The organism is Variovorax beijingensis (assembly GCF_003951285.1).
Taxonomy (GTDB): Bacteria; Pseudomonadota; Gammaproteobacteria; order Burkholderiales; family Burkholderiaceae_C; genus Variovorax; species Variovorax beijingensis.
The window spans coordinates 150892-168126 of the sequence record NZ_RXFQ01000013.1; the positions used below are offsets into that span (position 1 = coordinate 150892).

Here is a 17235-nt window from a genome sequence, read left to right on the forward strand (position 1 = left end):
GGTCTCGCTCGCGCCCCGGCGGCGTTTCGCCGGTGACACGGAAGGAAAGGAACCTCACCATGACACGCCAACCATTTGCCGCCTGGGCGATCGGCGCAGCCCTGATTGCGGCCATCGCCACCAGCTGGGCCCAGTCCGGCGACCACCGGATGATCTCGCCTGCCGACCTCAAATGGGCCGATGTTCCCTCGCTGCCGCCCGGCGCGAAGCTCGCGGTGATCGAAGGCCCCATGAGTGAGGCCGTGCCCTTCACGGTGCGCATCAAGGTGCCGGCCAATTACCGGATCCCGTCGCACTGGCATCCGGCCGTCGAGCGCGTGACCGTGCTCTCGGGCACCTTCCACATGGGCCTGGGCGACAAGCTCGACATGCAGAAGTCGATGCCGGTGGTCGCGGGCGGCATGATGATCCTGCAGCCCAAGACGCCGCACTTCGCCTGGACCAGCGAGGAAACCGTGGTGCAGCTGCACGGCACCGGCCCCTGGGGCGTCACCTACGTCAATCCGGCGGACGACCCGCGGGCGAAATGACCTTCAGGCCGACATGAGGTCGGCCGGCAGCGGCGGCGGGCGCAGCTCGCCGACCTCGACCACCACGTCGGCCGGCAGTCCGTTGCGCCGCGCCGCCTCGCGGATCGGCTCGATGCCGGGGGCTTCGTACAGGCAGTACGTCTTCTTCTTGTCGGCACTGAGGAACGAATACAGCCAGCGTACGCCGACGTCGTCGTTGACGCGGATGATGCCGGCCGCAGCCTCGGGCGAGACCTCGAGTTGATCCGCAAAATTGCGCTCGATCAGATAGAGAGGCATGGCGGCTCCTTCGTCGTGAGGAAGTGCCATCGTAGTACGGCTGGCCGCAAAAACCTAAGATGTGCCCTTCATGGACACATCACCCGACAACCCGGCGCGCCCGCGGATCTACCTTGCCGGCCCCGACGTCTTCCGACCCGATGCCAGGGAGCACTTCGTGCGGCTCGCGGCAGCCTGCGACGCGCTGGGGCTGGCGGCCCTGCTGCCGGCCGACGGCAACGAGGAGCCGGGTGCGCAGGCGCCGGAAATGCAGATCTACCAGGCCAACATGCAGCGCCTTCGCGGCGCCGACGGTGTGGTGGCCAACCTCGCGTGCTTCCGCGGCCTGGAGCCCGATTCGGGCACGGTGTTCGAGGTGGGCGCCGCGGTGGCGCTGCAGATTCCGGTCGTGGCCTACGGCGTGCCCGCGGGCAGCTATGCGGACCGCGCCCGCTCGGCGCTGCAGTGCGCGCCAGATGCGGTCGGAGTGCTGCGCGAGAGCGGCAGCGGCATCGCGGTCGAGGACTTCGGGCAGCCGCTGAACCTCATGCTGGCCTGCTCGATCCACATCGCGCCGACGCCGGAAGCGGCGCTGCAGAAGATGGCGGAACTGCTCGCCGCGCCTGCGCGCTGAGCCGGCCGGGGAAGGGCGCGGCGGCTACTTCGCCGCCACCTGCTCCACCGGTGCCACCAGGTGCTCGAGCATGCGCCGCGCATTGAGCGGCAGCTCCTGCGACGAGCGTACGCATGCCATCAGCGTGCGCTCGGCCCAGGCGTCGCCGAGCGCGGCGCGCGCGATCTTCATCGAGCGGGCGCAGCGTTCGGCCGCCGTCTGCGGCACGATGCCCACGCCGACGCCGTTCTCCACCATGCGGCACACGGCCTCGAAGTTGCCCACGCGCACCCGGTACGCCAGGTGCCTGCCGAGCGCGCGGGCATGCTGCGTGAGCAGCAGCTGCAGCGCGCTGTCGGCGGGCAGGCCGACGAACTCGCTGTCGATCACCTCGGCCAGCATCACGCGCCGGCGCCCGGCCAGCGCATGGCCGCGCGGCATCACCAGCACCAGATCGTCGCGCCGGAACGGGTGGCATTCGAGGCCCTCGGTGCCGATGGCGTCCGAGACGATGCCGATGTCGCACCGACCGCCGCGCAGCGCGTCGACGGTGTCCGGGCTGGGGCGTTCCTCGAGGTCGACCGAGATGCGCGGGTGCTGCATGAGAAAGCGGCTCAGCACCTCGGGCAGGTGCTCGGTCAGCGCCGAGGTGCCGCACATGAACCGCACATGGCCCTTGAGGCCCTGGCCGTACTCGCCGAGCTCGCCGCGCAGGCGCTCCATCTGCTGCAGCACCACGCGCGCATGGTGCAGCAGCGTGCGGCCGGCCTCGGTGGGGCGCACGCCCTGTGCATGGCGCGTGAGCAGCGGGCTGCCGAGGGCGTCTTCCATGCCGCGCACGCGCTGGCTGGCCGAGGCGAGCGTCATGTGCGAGCGCGCCGCGCCGGCCGTGAGGCTGCCGGCCTCGACCACATGGAGAAAAAGCCGCAGGTCGGTGAGATCGAATCGCATGGTGAGGCCGCAAGGTAGCACGGGAGCCTCAGCCTGTGCCTGAGGCCGGCTGCGCGAATGCCGCATTTTCAGGCGCGGCTGTGGCCGGCAGACTGCGCCGCAATGACGATTTCGAACGAACTGGCAGAACTGGCAAGGGGCCACTGGGCGGCGGCCGCCCTGGTGTTTCTGCTGGCCGGCGTGGTCAAGGGCGTGATCGGGCTCGGGCTGCCGACGGTGTCGATGGCGCTGCTCGCACTCTGGATGCCGCCGGTGCGCGCGGCGGCGCTGCTGATTGGGCCTTCGCTCGTCACCAACCTCTGGCAGACCGGGCCGCGCGCGAGCTTCTGGCCGGTGCTGCGCCGCATCGGCGGCATGCAGGCGGGCATCGTGGCGGGCACCCTCGGCGGCGTGCTGTGGTTTGGCGTGCCGGCGGGCACCTGGGCCTCGGTGGCGCTGGGGGTGGCGCTGGTGGCGTACGCGCTCTGGGGGCTCGCGGGCCGGCAGCTGCAGGTGCCCGCGGCGCACGAGCGCTGGCTCGGACCGGTGGTGGGCGCCGCCACCGGGTTGGTGACGGCGGTGACCGGGGTGTTCGTGGTGCCGGCCGTGCCCTATCTGCAGGCCCTGGGCTTCCAGCGCGATGCGCTGATCCAGGCGATGGGAATCTCGTTCACCACCTCGACCGTGGTGCTCGCCATCGGGCTCGCGGGCAACGGCAGCTATCCGATGGCGGCGGTGGGGGGATCGCTCGCCATGCTGGTGCCGGCCATCGGCGGCATGGCGATTGGAACGTGGCTGCGCAAGCGGCTGCCGGTGGCGGTGTTCAGGCGTTGCTTCCTGGCCGGGCTGGCGCTGCTGGGGCTCTACATGGTGGCTCGCGCGCTGGCGTGAACCCGAAGAACCCGACAAGCCCTACGCTGCGGGCAAGGCCGCGCGAACGCGCTCGATGGCCTGCTGGTAGGGCAGGGTGAAGCTGCCGGTGTCGTCGCCGGCCGCCAGCCAGCTGAAAGAGAACACCAGACCGTCTTCCTCGGGGCTGCCCATGGCCACATGGTCGAAGGTTTCGGGCAGCGGGCCATCGGCGCGCATCAGGAACAGGTGCCACAGCTGGGGGTGGCGCAGCGTATTGCCCTCGATGCCGGCTTCGCAGTCGCGCTGCAGGGTGCCGAGCGGCTGCAGTTCGCCGACATGGTCGATACCCGATTCCTCCAGCAGCTCGCGGCGCACCGCCACCTCGGGCGATTCGCCGGGCTCGATGGTGCCCTTGGGCAGCTGCATGTTGCCGTCGCCGGGGTGGCGGAACACCAGCAGCCGGCCCCTGGCGTCGACCAGGCAGGCGCAGGCCTTCAGGATCGGGCCGGCACGGCCGCGGCTGCTGCTGTCGTTCATCAGGCGTTCGCGAGGGCGGCCTTGACGGCGGCGCTCACTTGGCCCATGTCGGCCTTGCCCGCGAGGCGGGTCTTGACCGCGCCCATCACCTTGCCCATGTCGCCGGGCCCCTTGGCGCCCAGTTCGGCCACGATGGTTTTCACTTCCGCGGCCACTTCGTCGGCGCTCATGCGCTGCGGCAGGTAGACCTCGAGCACCTTGATCTCGGCCGATTCCTTGTCGGCCAGGTCGGCGCGGCCGCCGGTGGTGAACGCGGCGATCGAGTCCTTGCGCTGCTTGACCATCTTGTCGACGATGGCAACGACCATGGCGTCGTCGAGCTCCACGCGCTCGTCGACTTCCTTCTGCTTCAGCGCGGCCAGCAGCAGGCGGATGGTGCCCAGGCGCTCCGAGTCCTTGGCGCGCATCGCGGTCTTCATGTCTTCGGTGATCTGTTCTTTGAGTGTCATTGGGCACAACCTTTCGGAAAAAACAAAAGCCGCGGCAGGTTTCCCTGGCGCGGCTGGAGCAACGGAACGCTGGCGGTGACTTTCGTCGACGGCCGGGCCCGGGGTGTTGCTTAGTACAGCTTCTTGGGCAGCTGCATGCTGCGCACGCGCTTGTAGTGGCGCTTGACGGCGGCTGCCTTCTTGCGCTTGCGCTCGGCGGTCGGCTTTTCGTAGAACTCGCGGGCACGCAGGTCGGTCAGCAGGCCGAGCTTTTCGATGGTGCGCTTGAAGCGGCGCAGGGCGACGTCGAAAGGCTCGTTTTCTTTAACGCGGATGGTGGTCATTGATGAATCGTTGAACTGAATTTGGCCTGGGGAGATCGAGGCCCCAAGCCGGGGTTCCTCAACTGAAAAATTTTTGCGGCCGTTGAGGGAAGGCCAAAGTTAGCCCGCGATTATAGCGCGGTTGCGCACGCATGTGCACTCGCCCAGGCCCATTGGAAGTTGTATCCGCCCAGCCAACCCGTCACATCGACCACTTCGCCGATGAAATACAGGCCCGGCTGCTTCGATTCCATGGTCTGGGAGGACAGGTCCCGGGTGTCGACGCCGCCGGCCGTGACTTCGGCCTTTTTGTAGCCCTCGGTGCCGCTGGGGGTGATCTGCCAGCGGGCAATGCGCTCCGCCAGGGCCGCCAGGGCCTTGTCGGCGGCCTCGTTGACGGGCCGCTGCAGGGCCGGATCCTGTCCGACCCAGGCATCCGCCAGCCGGGAGGGCACGAGCGCGGCCAGCTCGTTGGCGATGCGCTTCTTCGAACGCAGCTTGGCTTCGCCCAGGGCCTCGGCCACGTCCACGCCGGGCGCGAAGTCGAGCGTGAGCGGGCTGCCGGGCTTCCAGTAGCTCGAAATCTGCAGCACGGCCGGGCCCGACAGGCCGCGGTGGGTGAACAGCAGGTCTTCGAGGAAGGCCATCTTTTCTTTCTTGGCGCCGGTCTCGATGCGCACCGGCAGCGCCAGCCCGGCCAGTTCGGCATACGGCGCCCAGGCTTCGCCGCCGAAGGTCAGCGGCACCAGGGCCGGTCGCGGCGCGACGACGCGCAGGCCGAACTGTTCGGCTAGGCGGTAGCCGAAGTCGCTGGCGCCGATCTGCGGAATCGAGAGGCCGCCGGTGGCGATCACCAGCCTGGGCGTCTCGACGGGGCCCCTGGTGCTATCGATCCGGTAGCTGCCTGCGCCCGCCGCACCATCGCCGGCGGCCGAGAACACGATTTTTCCGAGCTTGCACGGCTGCCAGCGCGTGACGCTGCCGGCCTCGCACTCCGCCAGCAGCATGTCGATGATCTGCTGCGAGGAGCCGTCGCAGAACAGCTGGCCCTTGTGCTTTTCGTGATATGCAATGCCGTGCTTGTGCACCAGGTCGATGAACTGCTGCGGCGCATAGCGTGACAGCGCCGAGCGGCAGAAATTCGGGTTGTCGCCGATGAAGTGGCGCTGCGGGGCGCGCACGTCAAGGTCGCGGTTGGTGAAGTTGGCGCGTCCGCCGCCCGAGATGCGGATTTTTTCCGCGATCTTTTCGCTGTGGTCGACCAGCAGCACCTTGAGCCCGCGCTGGCCGGCCAATGCCGCGCAGAACAGGCCCGCGGCACCGGCGCCGACCACGACGGCGTCGAAAAAATGAACCGAAGAAGAATTGCTCAAGGCGGTCAGGGGCCGTCCGCGGCAAGCAGCGGCGGCGGGTTGTATTTGAGGTGGCCGACGTAGCGCAGCGGCTGCGTGGCGGCAATCGAGGGCACGTCGCCCTCGCGCATGTGCAGCAGGTCGGCCGGGCTGACCCAGCGCGGGTCGGCGTCGGTGATCGGCAGGCCGGCCCGCCGGTAGGCCTCGAGCACGAACTGCGAGCAGAAGAACTGGTCGTCGCGGCTCGCGCCCAGCTGCACCATGGCCATGCCGCTGATGCAGTAGTGGCTGACGGCGGAGGGAATGAGCGGCAGCTCGCACAGGCGCCGGTTCAGCACGAAAGGCGCATTCAGCAGCACGCCGGTGGTGTTGTAGCGGATGCCCACCTGCGAGTTGGCCCAGGCGCGCAGTTTCCGGGCCCCCGAGTCATCGAGCCCGGGCACGCGAAAGGCCACGACCATCTGCTCTTCGTCCACCACGTCGGCCAGCGGGCGCGCGCGCACGCCGCTGCCTACCGCCTCGGCGATCAGGCCGTCGCCCAGGTAGAGCACGGCGTGGCTCACGGGCGAGAAGGTGCCCAGCCGGATGCCGAAGGAATTGACCGTGGCGATGGAGGTCAGCAGGATGTCGCCGGGCTGCAGCGCATCGGCGGCAATGAGCTCGCCGCCGTTGCCGGGCGCGATGACCGAGCTCTGCACGCGCAGGCGCAGCCCCGCGTCCTTGGACGGCAGGTCGACGCGGGTGGCGCAGGCCGACAGCAGCAGCGATGCACAAGCGGCGAGCGCCGCCGCGCGGAGATGGCGCCGCATCATCCCTTCCAGACGAAAGGAAACTTCAACTGCTTGAAGAAGCCGTTGGGCACGTAGTCGCCGAGCACGCCGTACTTCTCGGGCCAGAGCTTGGTGCTCTTGACCGCGGTGCCGAAGAGATAGTCGAGAAAGGCGTAGTGCGCCGAATAGTTCTTGTCGAGCGCCTCCATGTCCTGGCTGTGATGCCAGTGATGGAAGTTGGGCGTGACGACGATGTAGCGCAGCGGCCCGAGCCGCACGCTCACGTTGCAGTGGTTGAACACCGCCTGGAAGCCCACCACCACGATGTACGCGTCGATCACTTCCTTGGAGAAGCCCAGCACGTAGATGGGCGCCAGCACCAGCGTGCGCGTGATCAGCAGCTCGAGGATGTGCTGGCGCGAGCCGGCCATCCAGTCCATGCTCTTCACGCTGTGGTGCACGGCGTGCAGTCGCCACAGCACCGGCACCTCGTGGTAGGCGCGGTGGGTCCAGTACTGCACCAGGTCGGCCACCAGGATGATCAGCAGCAGCCCGGCCCAGAACGGCAGGTTGCCCACCCAACCGCGCACGCCGTCGTTGGCGGCCCAGCCGAAGAACTTGTGCACCATCAGGTTGGTGGCAAGCAGGACGAAGCCCACGATCATGTGGTTGACCACGAAGTGGTGGAAGTCGGTCTGCCATTCGGCGCGGAACACTGGCTGGTCCTTGCGCAGTGCGAACAGCTTCTCGATGAAGATGAAGATCAGCGAGGAGCCCAGCAGGTCCAGGATGAACCAGTCCAGGCCGATGTAGGGCGTGTTGTCGGCAAAGTCGTTCACCGGCACCTTGTGCCCGCCCAGCAGCGCGGCCGCGGCCACCAGCAGGAAGGCGGCCGAAGAGAGCCAGCGCGAGCGGTTGAAGATGATGTTCACCAGCGCCAGGCCGCCCGAGACCACCATGGCCGCCAGCAGGATGAAGCGCATCACGTCGACGTTGTAGCTCTTGCGCAGCTCGGGCGTCGTGAGGTACTGCGGAAAGTGGAAAGCCAGCACGCCAAGGAAGCACAGGATGCCCAGGCTCAGGGCGATGGTTCCGGTGACGAGGCCGCGGCCGGGCTGCAGCTGGCCGTGGCTCCCCGTGAAGTCGTTCAGTTTGTCGAGCATGTCCGCCTCTCTCTCTCGCTTGCGCTTTTGTTGGAGCGCGATTTTAGGCGGCTGTAGGAAAACGCCCACGTCCGCCAAAAGGTCTAGACGCGGCCGCCGGTCTCCAGTGTTCAGCGCGGCCGCACGGCACGCCGGCGCAGCAGCGCTGCCGTCCCCAGCGCCGCGGCCATCACCAGCAGCGAAACGACAGTGGTCACCGTGCCCAGCGCATAGATCGACGGCGTCGTGACGGTCGAGGTCAGGCCCTGCAGCTCGAGCGGCAGCGTGTTGACGTCGCCGATGGCCTGCGAAGTGCGGGCGATCTCGTCCCACGACAGCGTGAATCCGAACATGCCGATGCCCACGATCGACGGGCCGATCAGCGGCAGCACCACGAAGCGGAAGGTCTGCCACGGCGTGGCGCCGAGATCGCGCGCGGCTTCCTCGTAGGCCGGGTTGAAGCGGTTGAACACGGCGAACATGATGAGCAGGCCGAAGGGCAGGGTCCAGGTCAGGTGCGCGCCGAGCGCGGAACTGAACAGGCCGAGCGCGGTGCCGTAGCCTTCGAGCAGCGTGGTGGCGTCCACCGCCGTGAGCACGCTCTTGATGCCGGTGTCGAGCAGCCGGAACTGCAGGCCGATGCCGAGCGAAATGATGATCGACGGCATGATGAGGCTCGCTACGGTCACGAAGAACAGGGCGTTGCTGCCCGCGAGCTTCTTGCGGAACGCGAGCCCGGCCAGCACCGACAGCACCACGGTGAAGCCCATGACCACCGCGCCCAGCGCCAGCGAACGCCGGAAGGCCGCGCCGATGTCGACGGTGCCCAGGCCCTCGGCCAGCTTGTGGAACCAGTGCAGCGAGACGCCGCGCAAAGGGAAGGTCAGGCCGCCTTCGGGGCCCTGGAAGCTCAGGATGAAGATCGTGATCATCGGGCCGTAGAGGAACAGCACGAAGAGGGCGAACACGATCGCAAGGGGCCAGAAGCCGGGGGCGCGTTGTTCTCCGGTGCGTTGGCTCATTTATGTTTTTCCTTCAGGGCGCTGTTGTTCAGGGTGCTGCACAGGGCACGCTGCAGGTGTACTGCCGAACGACGAAGCCCGAATCGAACAGAAGAGCCCAGGTTCACCCTAAAGCTCCTTGCGAATATCGACCAGCCGCGTCAGCCCCCAGATGATCATCAGCACCACCGCCAGCAGGATCACCGCGTTGGCTGCGGCCAGCGGAAACTGCAGGTACGAGGTCTGCACCTGGATGATCTTGCCGATCGATGCGATCTGCTGCCCGCCCATCACGCCGATGGTGACGAAGTCGCCCATCACGATGGTGATGACGAAGATCGAGCCGATCAGGATGCCGGTGCGCGACAGCGGCACCACCACGTTCCAGAGCGTCTGCCAGCCCGAGGCGCCCGCGTCGCTGGCGGCTTCGAGCAGCGAGCGGTCGATGCGCATCATGCTGTTGAAGATCGGCACGATCATGAACATTGTGTAGAGGTGCACGAAGGCGAGCACCACCGAGAAATTGGAGAACAGCAGCCACTCGACCGGCTGATCGACCAGGCCGAGCCCGGTCAGCATCTGGTTGACCAGTCCGTTTCGGCCCAGGAGCGGCACCCACGAGATCATGCGGATCACGTTGGAGGTCCAGAAGGGCACGGTGCACAGCACGAACAGCGCCGTCTGCATGCCTGACGATCGCACGTGGAACGCGAGAAAGTAGGCCACCGAAAAGCCGACCAGCAGCGTGATGCCCCACACCAGCAGGCAGAACTTGAAGGTGCTCAGGTAGGTGTTGAGCGTGACGCACAGGTCGCCGTTGTCGGTGAGCTGCGAGCAGCCCTCGAACAGGCTCAGGTAGTTGCGCAGCGTCACCGCCGGGATCAGCTCGTACTCGTTGAAGTTCCACAGGCTGACCATCGCGACCAGCGCCAGCGGGATCAAAAAGAACAGCAGGAATACCAGCGCGAATGGCGCGGCCTGCCACCACGCCTTGACGGCGTGGGCAGGCATGGAGGCGGGGTGGGCGCTGGCGACTGGCGAACTCATGGCAAGTGAAGCGAAGCCTTTGCGGGAGCCACCGCGGAACCGGCTTTGCCGGGCCGCTGGTGGCGCCCCCTTGAGGGGGGAGTCGAGCTACACGAAGTGAGCGAGGGACGGGGGTGGGCCATGTTCAGGCCGCGACGAACTCGTTCCACTTGCGAACCATGTACTCGTTCTCGTCCATCACCGCATTCCAGCAGGCGATGCCGCCCATGCGCTGCTCGTAGCTGCCGCCGTCGCGCACCGCGCCGGCCTTGGCCAGCAGGTCGCCGTTCGGGCTCTTGATGTCCTGCGAGGCGGGCTTGCCTTCCATCCAGTAGGCCCATTCGTAGGCTTCCATCTTGGCCTTGGCGGTGTCGAGCACGGCGCTGTAGTAGCCCTGGCGGTTCAGGTAGGCGCCGGCCCAGCCGTCGAGGAACCAGTTGATGAATTCGTAGGCGCCGTCGAGCTTCTTGCCCGAGAGCGTGGCCGGCAGGCCGAAGCCCGCGGCCCAGGCGCGGTAGCCTTCCTTGAGCGGCTGGAAATTGCAGGCGATGCCCTTGGTGCGCACGGCGGTGACGGCCGGCGACCACATCGACTGGATCACCACTTCGCCCGAAGCCATCAGGTTGACCGACTCGTTGAAGTCCTTCCACAGCGCACGGAACTGGCCGGCCTTCTTGGCTTCGATCAGGGTCTTGATCGTCAGGTCGATCTCGGCCTTGGTCATGTTGCCCTTGTCCTTGTACTTGTGGATGCCCTTGGCCTCCACCACCATCGCGGCGTCCATGATGCCGATCGACGGAATGTTCAGGATCGCGGCCTTGCCCTTGAACTCGGGGTTCAGCAACTCGGCCCAGGAGCTGATGGGGCGCTTGATCAGGTCGGGACGGATGCCCAGCGTGTCAGCGTTGTAGACGGTGGGAATCAACGACATGAACTGCGTGGGCGAGGTCGCGAACTTCTTCGACTTCTCGCCTTCGAGATAAATCACTTTCTTGGGGGCGGTGCCCTGGTCGCCCACGGCCTTGCCGCCGACTTCGCCCTTGGTGAAGAGCGTGGTGATCTTGTCGGCGTTCTTGATCTTCTTCGTGTCGATGCCCTTCAGGTTGCCGGTGGGCACGATCTTCTTGAGCGAGAAGAACTCGGTGTCGATCAGGTCGAAGCTGTTGGGCGCGGTCACGGCGCGCTTGGTCACGTCGTCGGTGGTCACGGCCACGTACTGGATCTCGATGCCGGTGTCGGCCTTGAACTTCTCGGCGATGGCCTTGTCCTGGTTCACCGCCGTGCCCAGGTAGCGCAGCACGATCTTTTCCTGCGCATGCACGAAGGGCGCGATGCCCGTGGCCAGGATGCCGGCGGTGCCTTGCAGCAGGGTGCGACGCTGGAGGCCGGCGGACGAGTCGATGGGGTCGGTCATGGAAGAGTCTCCGTGGAAAAAAGCAGGGGAAGGAAAGTGAAAGGCAAACGGAACTGCAGGCAATGCATGAGCGGCCGCACGCCTACAGCGGCATGCTCGCGAGCGCGGCCAGGTCGTCGCGCGCGAGGCTGCTGCCGTCGATGGCCGGCACCGGCACGCGCTCGGCGGGCGGCTCGGCACCGGGGCCGAGCACGCGCGCATCGGCCTCGGCCCAGGACAGGCGCACCACATCGCCCGGCGCATGGGGGCTCGCAAGAAAGGCGGCTTCGCCCAGCAGCACCGAGACGCTGCCGCGGCCGGGCGCGGCGTCCTGCAGCGCGAGGCCGAGCAGCACGTAGGTGCCCTGGTATTCGACGTCGGTGACCGTGGCGGCCAGGCCGCCGTCCGCATCGCCACGGGCGATCCGCATGTGGTCGTTGCGCACGGCGATCGGGCCGGCGGGCGTGTCGAACACGTTGTGCCCGCCCATGAAGCGCGCCACGAACTCGCTCGCCGGATGGTTGTAGACCTGGTGCGGCGAGCCGACCTGCTCGATCACGCCATGGTTCATGACCACCATGGTGTCGGCCAATGCCATCGCTTCTTCCTGCGAGTGCGTGACGTGCACGAAGGTCAGCCCCAGTTCCTTCTGCCAGCGCCGCAGCTCGGCGCGCATCTGGATACGCAGGAACGGATCGAGCGCCGACAGCGGCTCGTCGAGCAGCAGCACGCGCGGCTCGGTGATGAGTGCGCGCGCGAGCGCCACGCGCTGCTGCTGGCCGCCGGAGAGCTCGCCGGGCTTGCGCTCGGCCAAGTGGCCCATCGCCACGCGCTCGAGCAGGTCGCGTGCGCGCTTCTGGCGCTCGGCCTTGCCGACGCCCTTCATCTTGAGGCTGAAGGCCACGTTGTCCAGCGCCGAAAGATGCGGGAACAGCGCGAAGCTCTGGAACATCATCGCGGTGCCGCGCGCGGCCGCGGGCAGGTTGGTGATGTTGCGGTTGTCCAGCAGGATGTCGCCGCTCGTGACCGACTCGTGGCCCGCGATCATGCGCAGCGTGGTGCTCTTGCCGCAGCCCGACGGGCCCAGCAGGCAGCAGTAGCTGCCGCTCGCGATGCGCAGGTCGATCTGGTCGACGGCGGCGGGCGTGCCCGCGGCATAGCGCTTGCTGAGCGCGACGACCTCGACGGCGGCGGGCGGGGGCGCGATGGCGGCGGCGCTCATCGAGGGGCCCGGCGTGCGGGAAATGATCGGAAGGCGAGCATGCTGGCGTTAAGCACGCTCCATGCCACGTTGGTGGCTCAAGGCCTCGAGCGGCAATGCCCGGCGGCCCTCGCCGCGAAACCCGGAAGCCTAGGTGCCGAAGCGGTTCGCGTCGGCCGGCAGCGCCGCCGCGGCGAGTCCGCGCAGCACGTCGCCCACCACGATCACCGCGGGGCTCGCGATGCCGGCTTCGGCAATGCCGGCCTGCAGCCTGTCGAGCGTGGTCGCAACGTGGCGCTGGTGCGGCAGGCTCGCGTGCTGCACCACGGCCACGGGCGTGTCGCCGGGCAGGCCGTGCAGCAGTTCGCGTTCGATGTGGCCGGCGCCCGCCACGCCCATGTAGATCACGAGCGTGAGCCGCGCGCTGTGCGCGGTGGCGGCCAGCGCGCGCCAGTCGGTCGGGTCTTCGGCCGCGCCGGCGCCGGTCTTGGCATGGCCGGTGACGAACACCACGCCCTGCGCATGGTCGCGGTGGGTCAGCGGCACGCCCAGCGAGGTGACGGCGGCGAGGCCGGCCGTGATGCCGTTGACCACCGTGCATTCGATGCCGGCCTCGCGCAGGTGCTCGACCTCTTCGCCGCCGCGGCCGAAGATGAACGGGTCGCCGCCCTTGAGCCGGACCACGGTTTCGCCTTCGCGCACCGCGGTGATCATGAGCCGCTCGATGAAGGCCTGCGGCGTGCTCTTGCAGCCGCCGCGCTTGCCCACGTGCACGATGCGCGCATCGGGCCGCGCATACGAGGCCAGGATGCTCTCGCTCACAAGGTCGTCCACCAGCAGAACCGTGGCGGCCTGGATCGCCTTGACGGCCTTGAGGGTGAGCAGCTCGGGGTCGCCGGGGCCGGCGCCCACCAGCGTGCAGCTTCCGGCGGTGGATGAAGAAGTGGCGTTGTTCATGCGTGGGATGCCAGTTGCGTGATGTGCCTCACCTGCGTTGCGATGGCCTCCGGCACGGGAAGCTCGCCATTCAGCACACGTCGCGTGTACTCGGCCGTGGTCGCGACATCGATCTCCTTCGGCAGGCCCGGCACTTCGCTCGCCGTGCCGCTTTCCTGGGCCTGCAGTTCGCTGCGCACGCCGCGCACGAAGCCGTCGATCTGCGCGGTGCGGCGCGGGTCTGAAACGACCTCGCCCTCCAGGCCGCGCGAGAGCAGGGCGGTCATGCCCATGAGCTCGAAGGTTTCGCCCATGGTGCGCGCGTATTCCGGATGCGTGTAGCTTGCCACGATCACGCAGGGACCGATGGTCGGCTGCATCAGCTTGACCACGCTGTGGCCAGGGTTGCGCAGGCCCACCACGCGGCGCACGTCGAGCAGCCGCTTGAGCGCGGGATTGAGCAGCTCGGTCGGCGCAAAGCCCACTTCGCCGGAAGGAACCTTGCGGATGGCCGGCAGCGCGGGCACGTCCAGCGCCTCCAGCACGTTCGACGCCAGCACGCGCGAGGTTTCGGTGGCGCTGCCGTGCACCAGCACCGGCAGGCCCTCGCGGGCCAGCAGCAGCGCCAGCAGCGGCGTGAGCACCGGCAGCCGGCGCGCGCCGTTGTAGCTCGGCAGCACGACGAGCGGGCGGTCGGCGGCGGGCAGGTGGTTGAGCCGCGCATGCGTGGCATCGAGGAAACCGGCCATCTCCTCGGGCGTTTCGCCCTTGATGCGCATGGCAAGGCAAAAGCCGCCGATCTCCAGGTCGGTGACGGTGCCGTCCAGCACCTGGCCGAACAGGTCGGCGGCCTGTTCGCGCGTGAGCGGCTTGGCGCCTCGCGCGCCGCGGCCGATTTCCTTGATGTATTGGCTGATTCCCATGGGTGCGCCGATTGTCCCGCAATGCTTATGCCGGAATGCAAGTCGGCTTATGCACCCTCGGCCACGGTCTCGGCGGGCGTTGCGCGCACCATGCGCTTGAGCTCGGGCAGGCAGGAGCCGCAGTTGGTGCCGCATTTGAGCGCACCCTGCAGCGCGGCCAGGCGTTCGTCGGGCGTGCCGGTGCAGCGGCCCAGTTCGGCCTGGATTGCCAGGTCGGTCACGTTGAAGCAGGTGCAGACCGGATGTCCGCGGGACTGCACCGCCACCGGCGCGTGCGCGCCCGGCGACAGCAGCAGCCGGCCGTAGCTCTGCGCCGGAATCTCCTCGCGCAGCAGGGTGCCGATCCACGCCTCCGCGCTGGTGTCGCCGCCCAGCAGGAAGGCTTCGAGGCCGGCGTTGCCGTCGGCGCGCCGCACCAGCCGCGCCACGCGGCGCTGGCCGCGCCGGCGGTCGGCGTAGCGCAGGGCATCGCTGCCGCGCAGGCCGAGCAGGCCTTCGATGCGGTCGATGGTTTCGTCGGCCGGCGCATCGTGCGCGGCGGCGCGGAACAGGATGCCGCTGCGTTCCTCGCCCGGCGTGTTGCCCGAGAACGGCACGCAGGTGGCAAACGGAAACATCGCCATCATCGGCTTGAGCGCCTGGTGCGCGGCCAGCGCGGCCTCGGGCGGCAGCCAGGCCATGGCCAGGAGCGACCACGGCAGCTCGGCCTTGAGGATCTTGACCGGCGTGTGCTTGAGTTCGGGCTGCTTCGAGGTGGGGCAGTAGGCCGAGGTGGTCAGCGCATTGATGCCGGCCAGCGGCGTGCCGGTCGACGAGCAGCCGCTCAGGTATTCCTCGCCCCAGTGCATGGCGACGAAGGCCTGGCTCAGGCCGATCTCGGCGCTGGCCTGCACAGGCAGCAGGATCGAGCCGCGCCTGGAGGTCAGGTGCACGAGGTCGCCATCCTTCAGCTGGCGGCGCGCCATGTCCTGCGCATTCATCTGCACCAGCGGCTCGGCCACGTGGCCGAACAGGCGGCCGACGGTGCCGGTGCGGCTCATGCCGTGCCACTGGTCGCGCAGGCGCCCCGTGTTGAGCGAGAACGGATAGCGCGCCTCGCGCGCCTCGGCCACCGGCTTGTAGACGGTGTCGACGAAGCGTGCGCGGCCGTCCGGCGTGGGGAAGATGCCGTCTTCGTAGAGGCGTGCGCGGCCGGTGGCCTCGCCTTCCTTCAGCGGCCATTGCTGCGGCCCCGCGCTGTCGAGCATCGCGTAGCTCATGCCGGTGATGTCGAGGTCGCGCCCGCGCGTGGATTCGCGGTGCTCGTTCCACACCCGTTCGGCGCTGTCGTAGGGAAACAGCGTGGGAGTGCGGCCGAGCCGCTGTTCGAGCCGCTGCGCGAAGTCCACGGCAATCGACCAATCGTGGCGCGCCTCGCCGGGCGCCGCCACCGCCGGCCGCACGCGCGAGATGCGGCGCTCGCTGTTGGTCACGGTGCCTTCCTTTTCGCCCCAGGTGGTGGCAGGCAGCAGCAGGTCGGCGAAGGCGCAGGTGGCGGTGGTCGAAAAGGCTTCCTGCACCACGACGAATTCGGCGCGCTCGAGGGCGCGGCGCACCGTGGCCTGGTCGGGCATCGACTGGGCGGGGTTGGTGCAGGCGATCCACAGCGCACGGATCTCGCCATCGGCCGCGGCCTGGAACATCTCGACCGCGGTCTTGCCGGGTTTTTCGGGCACCGAGGGCACATTCCACAGCGCCGCCACTTCGGCCCGGTGCGCGGGATTGGCCAGGTCGCGGTGTGCGCTCAGCAGGTTGGCCAGGCCGCCCACTTCGCGCCCGCCCATGGCGTTGGGCTGGCCCGTGAGCGAGAACGGGCCGGCGCCGGGCTTGCCGATCTGGCCGGTGGCAAGGTGCAGGTTGATCAGCGCCGCGTTCTTCGCGGTGCCGCTCGACGACTGGTTGAGGCCCTGGCAGTAGAGGCTCAGCGTCGCGGGCGAGGTCGCGAACAGGCGCGCCGCGGCGAGCAGGTCTTCTTTCGAGATGCCGCAGATCTGCGCCACCTTGTCGGGCGTGCATTCGCGCACCGTGGCCTTCAGTGCATCGAAGCCGCTGGTGTGGGCCGCGATGTAGCCGTTGTCGGTCCAGCCTTCCCACAGCATCAGGTGCAGCATGCCGTTGAACAGCATGACGTCCGTGCCGGGCTGGATCGGCAGGAACAGGTCGGCGATCTCGACCGTGTCGGTGCGGCGCGGATCGGCCACGATGATCTTCAGCCCCGGGTTCGCGGCCTTCGCATCCTCGATGCGGCGGAACAGGATCGGATGCGCCCACGCGGCATTGCTGCCCACGATGAAAAGGCATTGCGCATGCTTGAGATCGTCGTAGCAGGCGGGCGGCGCGTCGGCGCCCAGCGTCTGCTTGTAGCCGGCCACCGCGCTGCTCATGCACAGGCGCGAGTTGGTGTCGATGTTGTTGGTGCCGATCAGGCCCTTGGCAAGCTTGTTGAAGACGTAGTAGTCCTCGGTGAGCAACTGGCCCGAGACATAGAAGCCCACGGCGTCGGGGCCGTGGTCGCCGATGACCTGGGCGAACTTGTCGACCGCCATGTCGAGCGCGCCGTTCCAGCCGATGGCTTCGGGCGCGGCGCCGCGCCCGGCGCGCCGCATCGGCTGCAGCAGCCGGGTCTGGCGCGTGACCGTGGCCGTCGCCGTGAGATGCAGCGTCGAGCCCTTGGTGCACAGGCGCCCGAAATTCGCGGGGTGGTCGGGGTCGCCGCGCACGCCGGTGATCTGGGCGCCATCGGATTCGATGACGACGCCGCAGCCGACGCCGCAATAGGGGCAGGTGGAGCGAGTCTCAGCCATGGATCGATGCCTCTGTTTCGCGTCTAGCTGCTGTGCGGCGCCTGCACGTCGAAGGTCTCGTCGCCCAGCTTGCCGGCCGTGGCGGCGCCGGGGCCGGCGCGCGGCGGTGCCAGGTCGAGCGCATGCGTCTTCAGCTCGACCACGTTCATCATGACCTGGCCATCCTCGAGCTTCACC

18 protein-coding genes are annotated in these 17235 nt (G+C 68.3%); 3 read left to right on the plus strand and 15 right to left on the minus strand.

Annotated features, from left to right (window positions below):
• Positions 1-59 precede the first annotated feature (59 nt).
• Positions 60-530 carry a cupin domain-containing protein gene (locus EJO66_RS22025; protein ID WP_124961780.1) on the plus strand — a complete coding sequence of 157 codons (471 nt, stop codon included), beginning with the start codon at positions 60-62 and terminating at the stop codon, positions 528-530.
• Positions 531-533: 3 nt separating this feature from the next.
• Here the strand turns inward: EJO66_RS22025 and EJO66_RS22030 are convergent, their stop codons facing one another.
• Positions 534-809: a DUF4242 domain-containing protein gene (locus EJO66_RS22030; RefSeq protein WP_124961781.1), complete on the minus strand. Its 276-nt coding sequence runs from the start codon at positions 807-809 to the stop codon at positions 534-536.
• Positions 810-879: 70 nt separating this feature from the next.
• On the opposite strand from EJO66_RS22030, the gene EJO66_RS22035 reads away from it, so the two are divergent.
• Positions 880-1422: a nucleoside 2-deoxyribosyltransferase gene (locus EJO66_RS22035; protein ID WP_125966103.1), complete on the plus strand. Its 543-nt coding sequence runs from the start codon at positions 880-882 to the stop codon at positions 1420-1422.
• Positions 1423-1446: 24 nt separating this feature from the next.
• Here EJO66_RS22035 and EJO66_RS22040 read toward each other — a convergent pair whose 3' ends face one another.
• Positions 1447-2352: a LysR family transcriptional regulator gene (locus tag EJO66_RS22040; protein WP_124961783.1), complete on the minus strand. Its 906-nt coding sequence runs from the start codon at positions 2350-2352 to the stop codon at positions 1447-1449.
• 102 nt (positions 2353-2454) lie between these two features.
• Here EJO66_RS22040 and EJO66_RS22045 point away from each other — a divergent pair, with 102 nt between their 5' ends.
• Positions 2455-3222, plus strand: a complete 768-nt coding sequence (locus EJO66_RS22045; RefSeq protein ID WP_206168878.1) for a sulfite exporter TauE/SafE family protein — start codon at positions 2455-2457, stop codon at positions 3220-3222.
• Positions 3223-3243: 21 nt separating this feature from the next.
• Here EJO66_RS22045 and EJO66_RS22050 read toward each other — a convergent pair whose 3' ends face one another.
• From EJO66_RS22050 to EJO66_RS22110, 13 genes are all read right to left on the minus strand, one after another.
• On the minus strand, positions 3244-3720 hold the full coding sequence (locus tag EJO66_RS22050) for an NUDIX domain-containing protein (protein WP_125966105.1): 477 nt from the start codon (positions 3718-3720) through the stop codon (positions 3244-3246).
• Complete coding sequence (locus EJO66_RS22055; protein WP_125966106.1) at positions 3720-4169, minus strand: GatB/YqeY domain-containing protein; 450 nt, start codon at positions 4167-4169, stop codon at positions 3720-3722. The genes EJO66_RS22050 and EJO66_RS22055 overlap by 1 nt, the downstream gene beginning before the upstream one ends.
• A gap of 110 nt (positions 4170-4279) precedes the next feature.
• Positions 4280-4492, minus strand: a complete 213-nt coding sequence (rpsU, locus tag EJO66_RS22060) for a 30S ribosomal protein S21 (RefSeq protein ID WP_007833691.1) — start codon at positions 4490-4492, stop codon at positions 4280-4282.
• 110 nt (positions 4493-4602) lie between these two features.
• On the minus strand, positions 4603-5844 hold the full coding sequence (locus EJO66_RS22065; RefSeq protein WP_125966107.1) for a BaiN/RdsA family NAD(P)/FAD-dependent oxidoreductase: 1242 nt from the start codon (positions 5842-5844) through the stop codon (positions 4603-4605).
• A 5-nt stretch (positions 5845-5849) separates the two neighbouring features.
• Positions 5850-6635: a YaeF family permuted papain-like enzyme gene (locus EJO66_RS22070; protein ID WP_124961788.1), complete on the minus strand. Its 786-nt coding sequence runs from the start codon at positions 6633-6635 to the stop codon at positions 5850-5852.
• Positions 6632-7756, minus strand: a complete 1125-nt coding sequence (locus EJO66_RS22075; protein ID WP_125966108.1) for a sterol desaturase family protein — start codon at positions 7754-7756, stop codon at positions 6632-6634. The genes EJO66_RS22070 and EJO66_RS22075 overlap by 4 nt, the downstream gene beginning before the upstream one ends.
• Before the next feature lie 110 nt (positions 7757-7866).
• On the minus strand, positions 7867-8757 hold the full coding sequence (locus EJO66_RS22080; protein ID WP_124961790.1) for an ABC transporter permease: 891 nt from the start codon (positions 8755-8757) through the stop codon (positions 7867-7869).
• Between the two features lie 108 nt (positions 8758-8865).
• Entirely contained in the window at positions 8866-9783 is a 918-nt protein-coding gene (locus EJO66_RS22085; RefSeq protein WP_125966109.1) for an ABC transporter permease, read from the minus strand.
• Between the two features lie 124 nt (positions 9784-9907).
• On the minus strand, positions 9908-11176 hold the full coding sequence (locus EJO66_RS22090) for an ABC transporter substrate-binding protein (protein ID WP_124961792.1): 1269 nt from the start codon (positions 11174-11176) through the stop codon (positions 9908-9910).
• An 82-nt stretch (positions 11177-11258) separates the two neighbouring features.
• Entirely contained in the window at positions 11259-12377 is a 1119-nt protein-coding gene (locus tag EJO66_RS22095; RefSeq protein ID WP_124961793.1) for an ABC transporter ATP-binding protein, read from the minus strand.
• Positions 12378-12506: 129 nt separating this feature from the next.
• Entirely contained in the window at positions 12507-13313 is an 807-nt protein-coding gene (cobA, locus tag EJO66_RS22100) for a uroporphyrinogen-III C-methyltransferase (protein ID WP_125966110.1), read from the minus strand.
• On the minus strand, positions 13310-14215 hold the full coding sequence (ybiB, locus tag EJO66_RS22105) for a DNA-binding protein YbiB (protein WP_125966111.1): 906 nt from the start codon (positions 14213-14215) through the stop codon (positions 13310-13312). Before ybiB ends, cobA begins: the two co-directional genes overlap by 4 nt.
• Positions 14216-14262: 47 nt before the next feature.
• On the minus strand, positions 14263-17058 hold the full coding sequence (locus EJO66_RS22110) for a nitrate reductase (RefSeq protein ID WP_125966112.1): 2796 nt from the start codon (positions 17056-17058) through the stop codon (positions 14263-14265).
• Between the last annotated feature and the right edge of the window lie 177 nt (positions 17059-17235).

Coding starts and splice junctions, on each gene's coding strand:
- EJO66_RS22025 (WP_124961780.1), top strand. CDS start 60: ATGACACGCCAACCATTTGCCGCCTGGGCGATCGGCGCAGCCCTGATT.
- EJO66_RS22030 (WP_124961781.1), bottom strand. CDS start 809: ATGCCTCTCTATCTGATCGAGCGCAATTTTGCGGATCAACTCGAGGTC.
- EJO66_RS22035 (WP_125966103.1), top strand. CDS start 880: ATGGACACATCACCCGACAACCCGGCGCGCCCGCGGATCTACCTTGCC.
- EJO66_RS22040 (WP_124961783.1), bottom strand. CDS start 2,352: ATGCGATTCGATCTCACCGACCTGCGGCTTTTTCTCCATGTGGTCGAG.
- EJO66_RS22045 (WP_206168878.1), top strand. CDS start 2,455: ATGACGATTTCGAACGAACTGGCAGAACTGGCAAGGGGCCACTGGGCG.
- EJO66_RS22050 (WP_125966105.1), bottom strand. CDS start 3,720: ATGAACGACAGCAGCAGCCGCGGCCGTGCCGGCCCGATCCTGAAGGCC.
- EJO66_RS22055 (WP_125966106.1), bottom strand. CDS start 4,169: ATGACACTCAAAGAACAGATCACCGAAGACATGAAGACCGCGATGCGC.
- rpsU (WP_007833691.1), bottom strand. CDS start 4,492: ATGACCACCATCCGCGTTAAAGAAAACGAGCCTTTCGACGTCGCCCTG.
- EJO66_RS22070 (WP_124961788.1), bottom strand. CDS start 6,635: ATGATGCGGCGCCATCTCCGCGCGGCGGCGCTCGCCGCTTGTGCATCG.
- EJO66_RS22075 (WP_125966108.1), bottom strand. CDS start 7,756: ATGCTCGACAAACTGAACGACTTCACGGGGAGCCACGGCCAGCTGCAG.
- EJO66_RS22080 (WP_124961790.1), bottom strand. CDS start 8,757: ATGAGCCAACGCACCGGAGAACAACGCGCCCCCGGCTTCTGGCCCCTT.
- EJO66_RS22085 (WP_125966109.1), bottom strand. CDS start 9,783: ATGAGTTCGCCAGTCGCCAGCGCCCACCCCGCCTCCATGCCTGCCCAC.
- EJO66_RS22090 (WP_124961792.1), bottom strand. CDS start 11,176: ATGACCGACCCCATCGACTCGTCCGCCGGCCTCCAGCGTCGCACCCTG.
- EJO66_RS22095 (WP_124961793.1), bottom strand. CDS start 12,377: ATGAGCGCCGCCGCCATCGCGCCCCCGCCCGCCGCCGTCGAGGTCGTC.
- cobA (WP_125966110.1), bottom strand. CDS start 13,313: ATGAACAACGCCACTTCTTCATCCACCGCCGGAAGCTGCACGCTGGTG.
- ybiB (WP_125966111.1), bottom strand. CDS start 14,215: ATGGGAATCAGCCAATACATCAAGGAAATCGGCCGCGGCGCGCGAGGC.
- EJO66_RS22110 (WP_125966112.1), bottom strand. CDS start 17,058: ATGGCTGAGACTCGCTCCACCTGCCCCTATTGCGGCGTCGGCTGCGGC.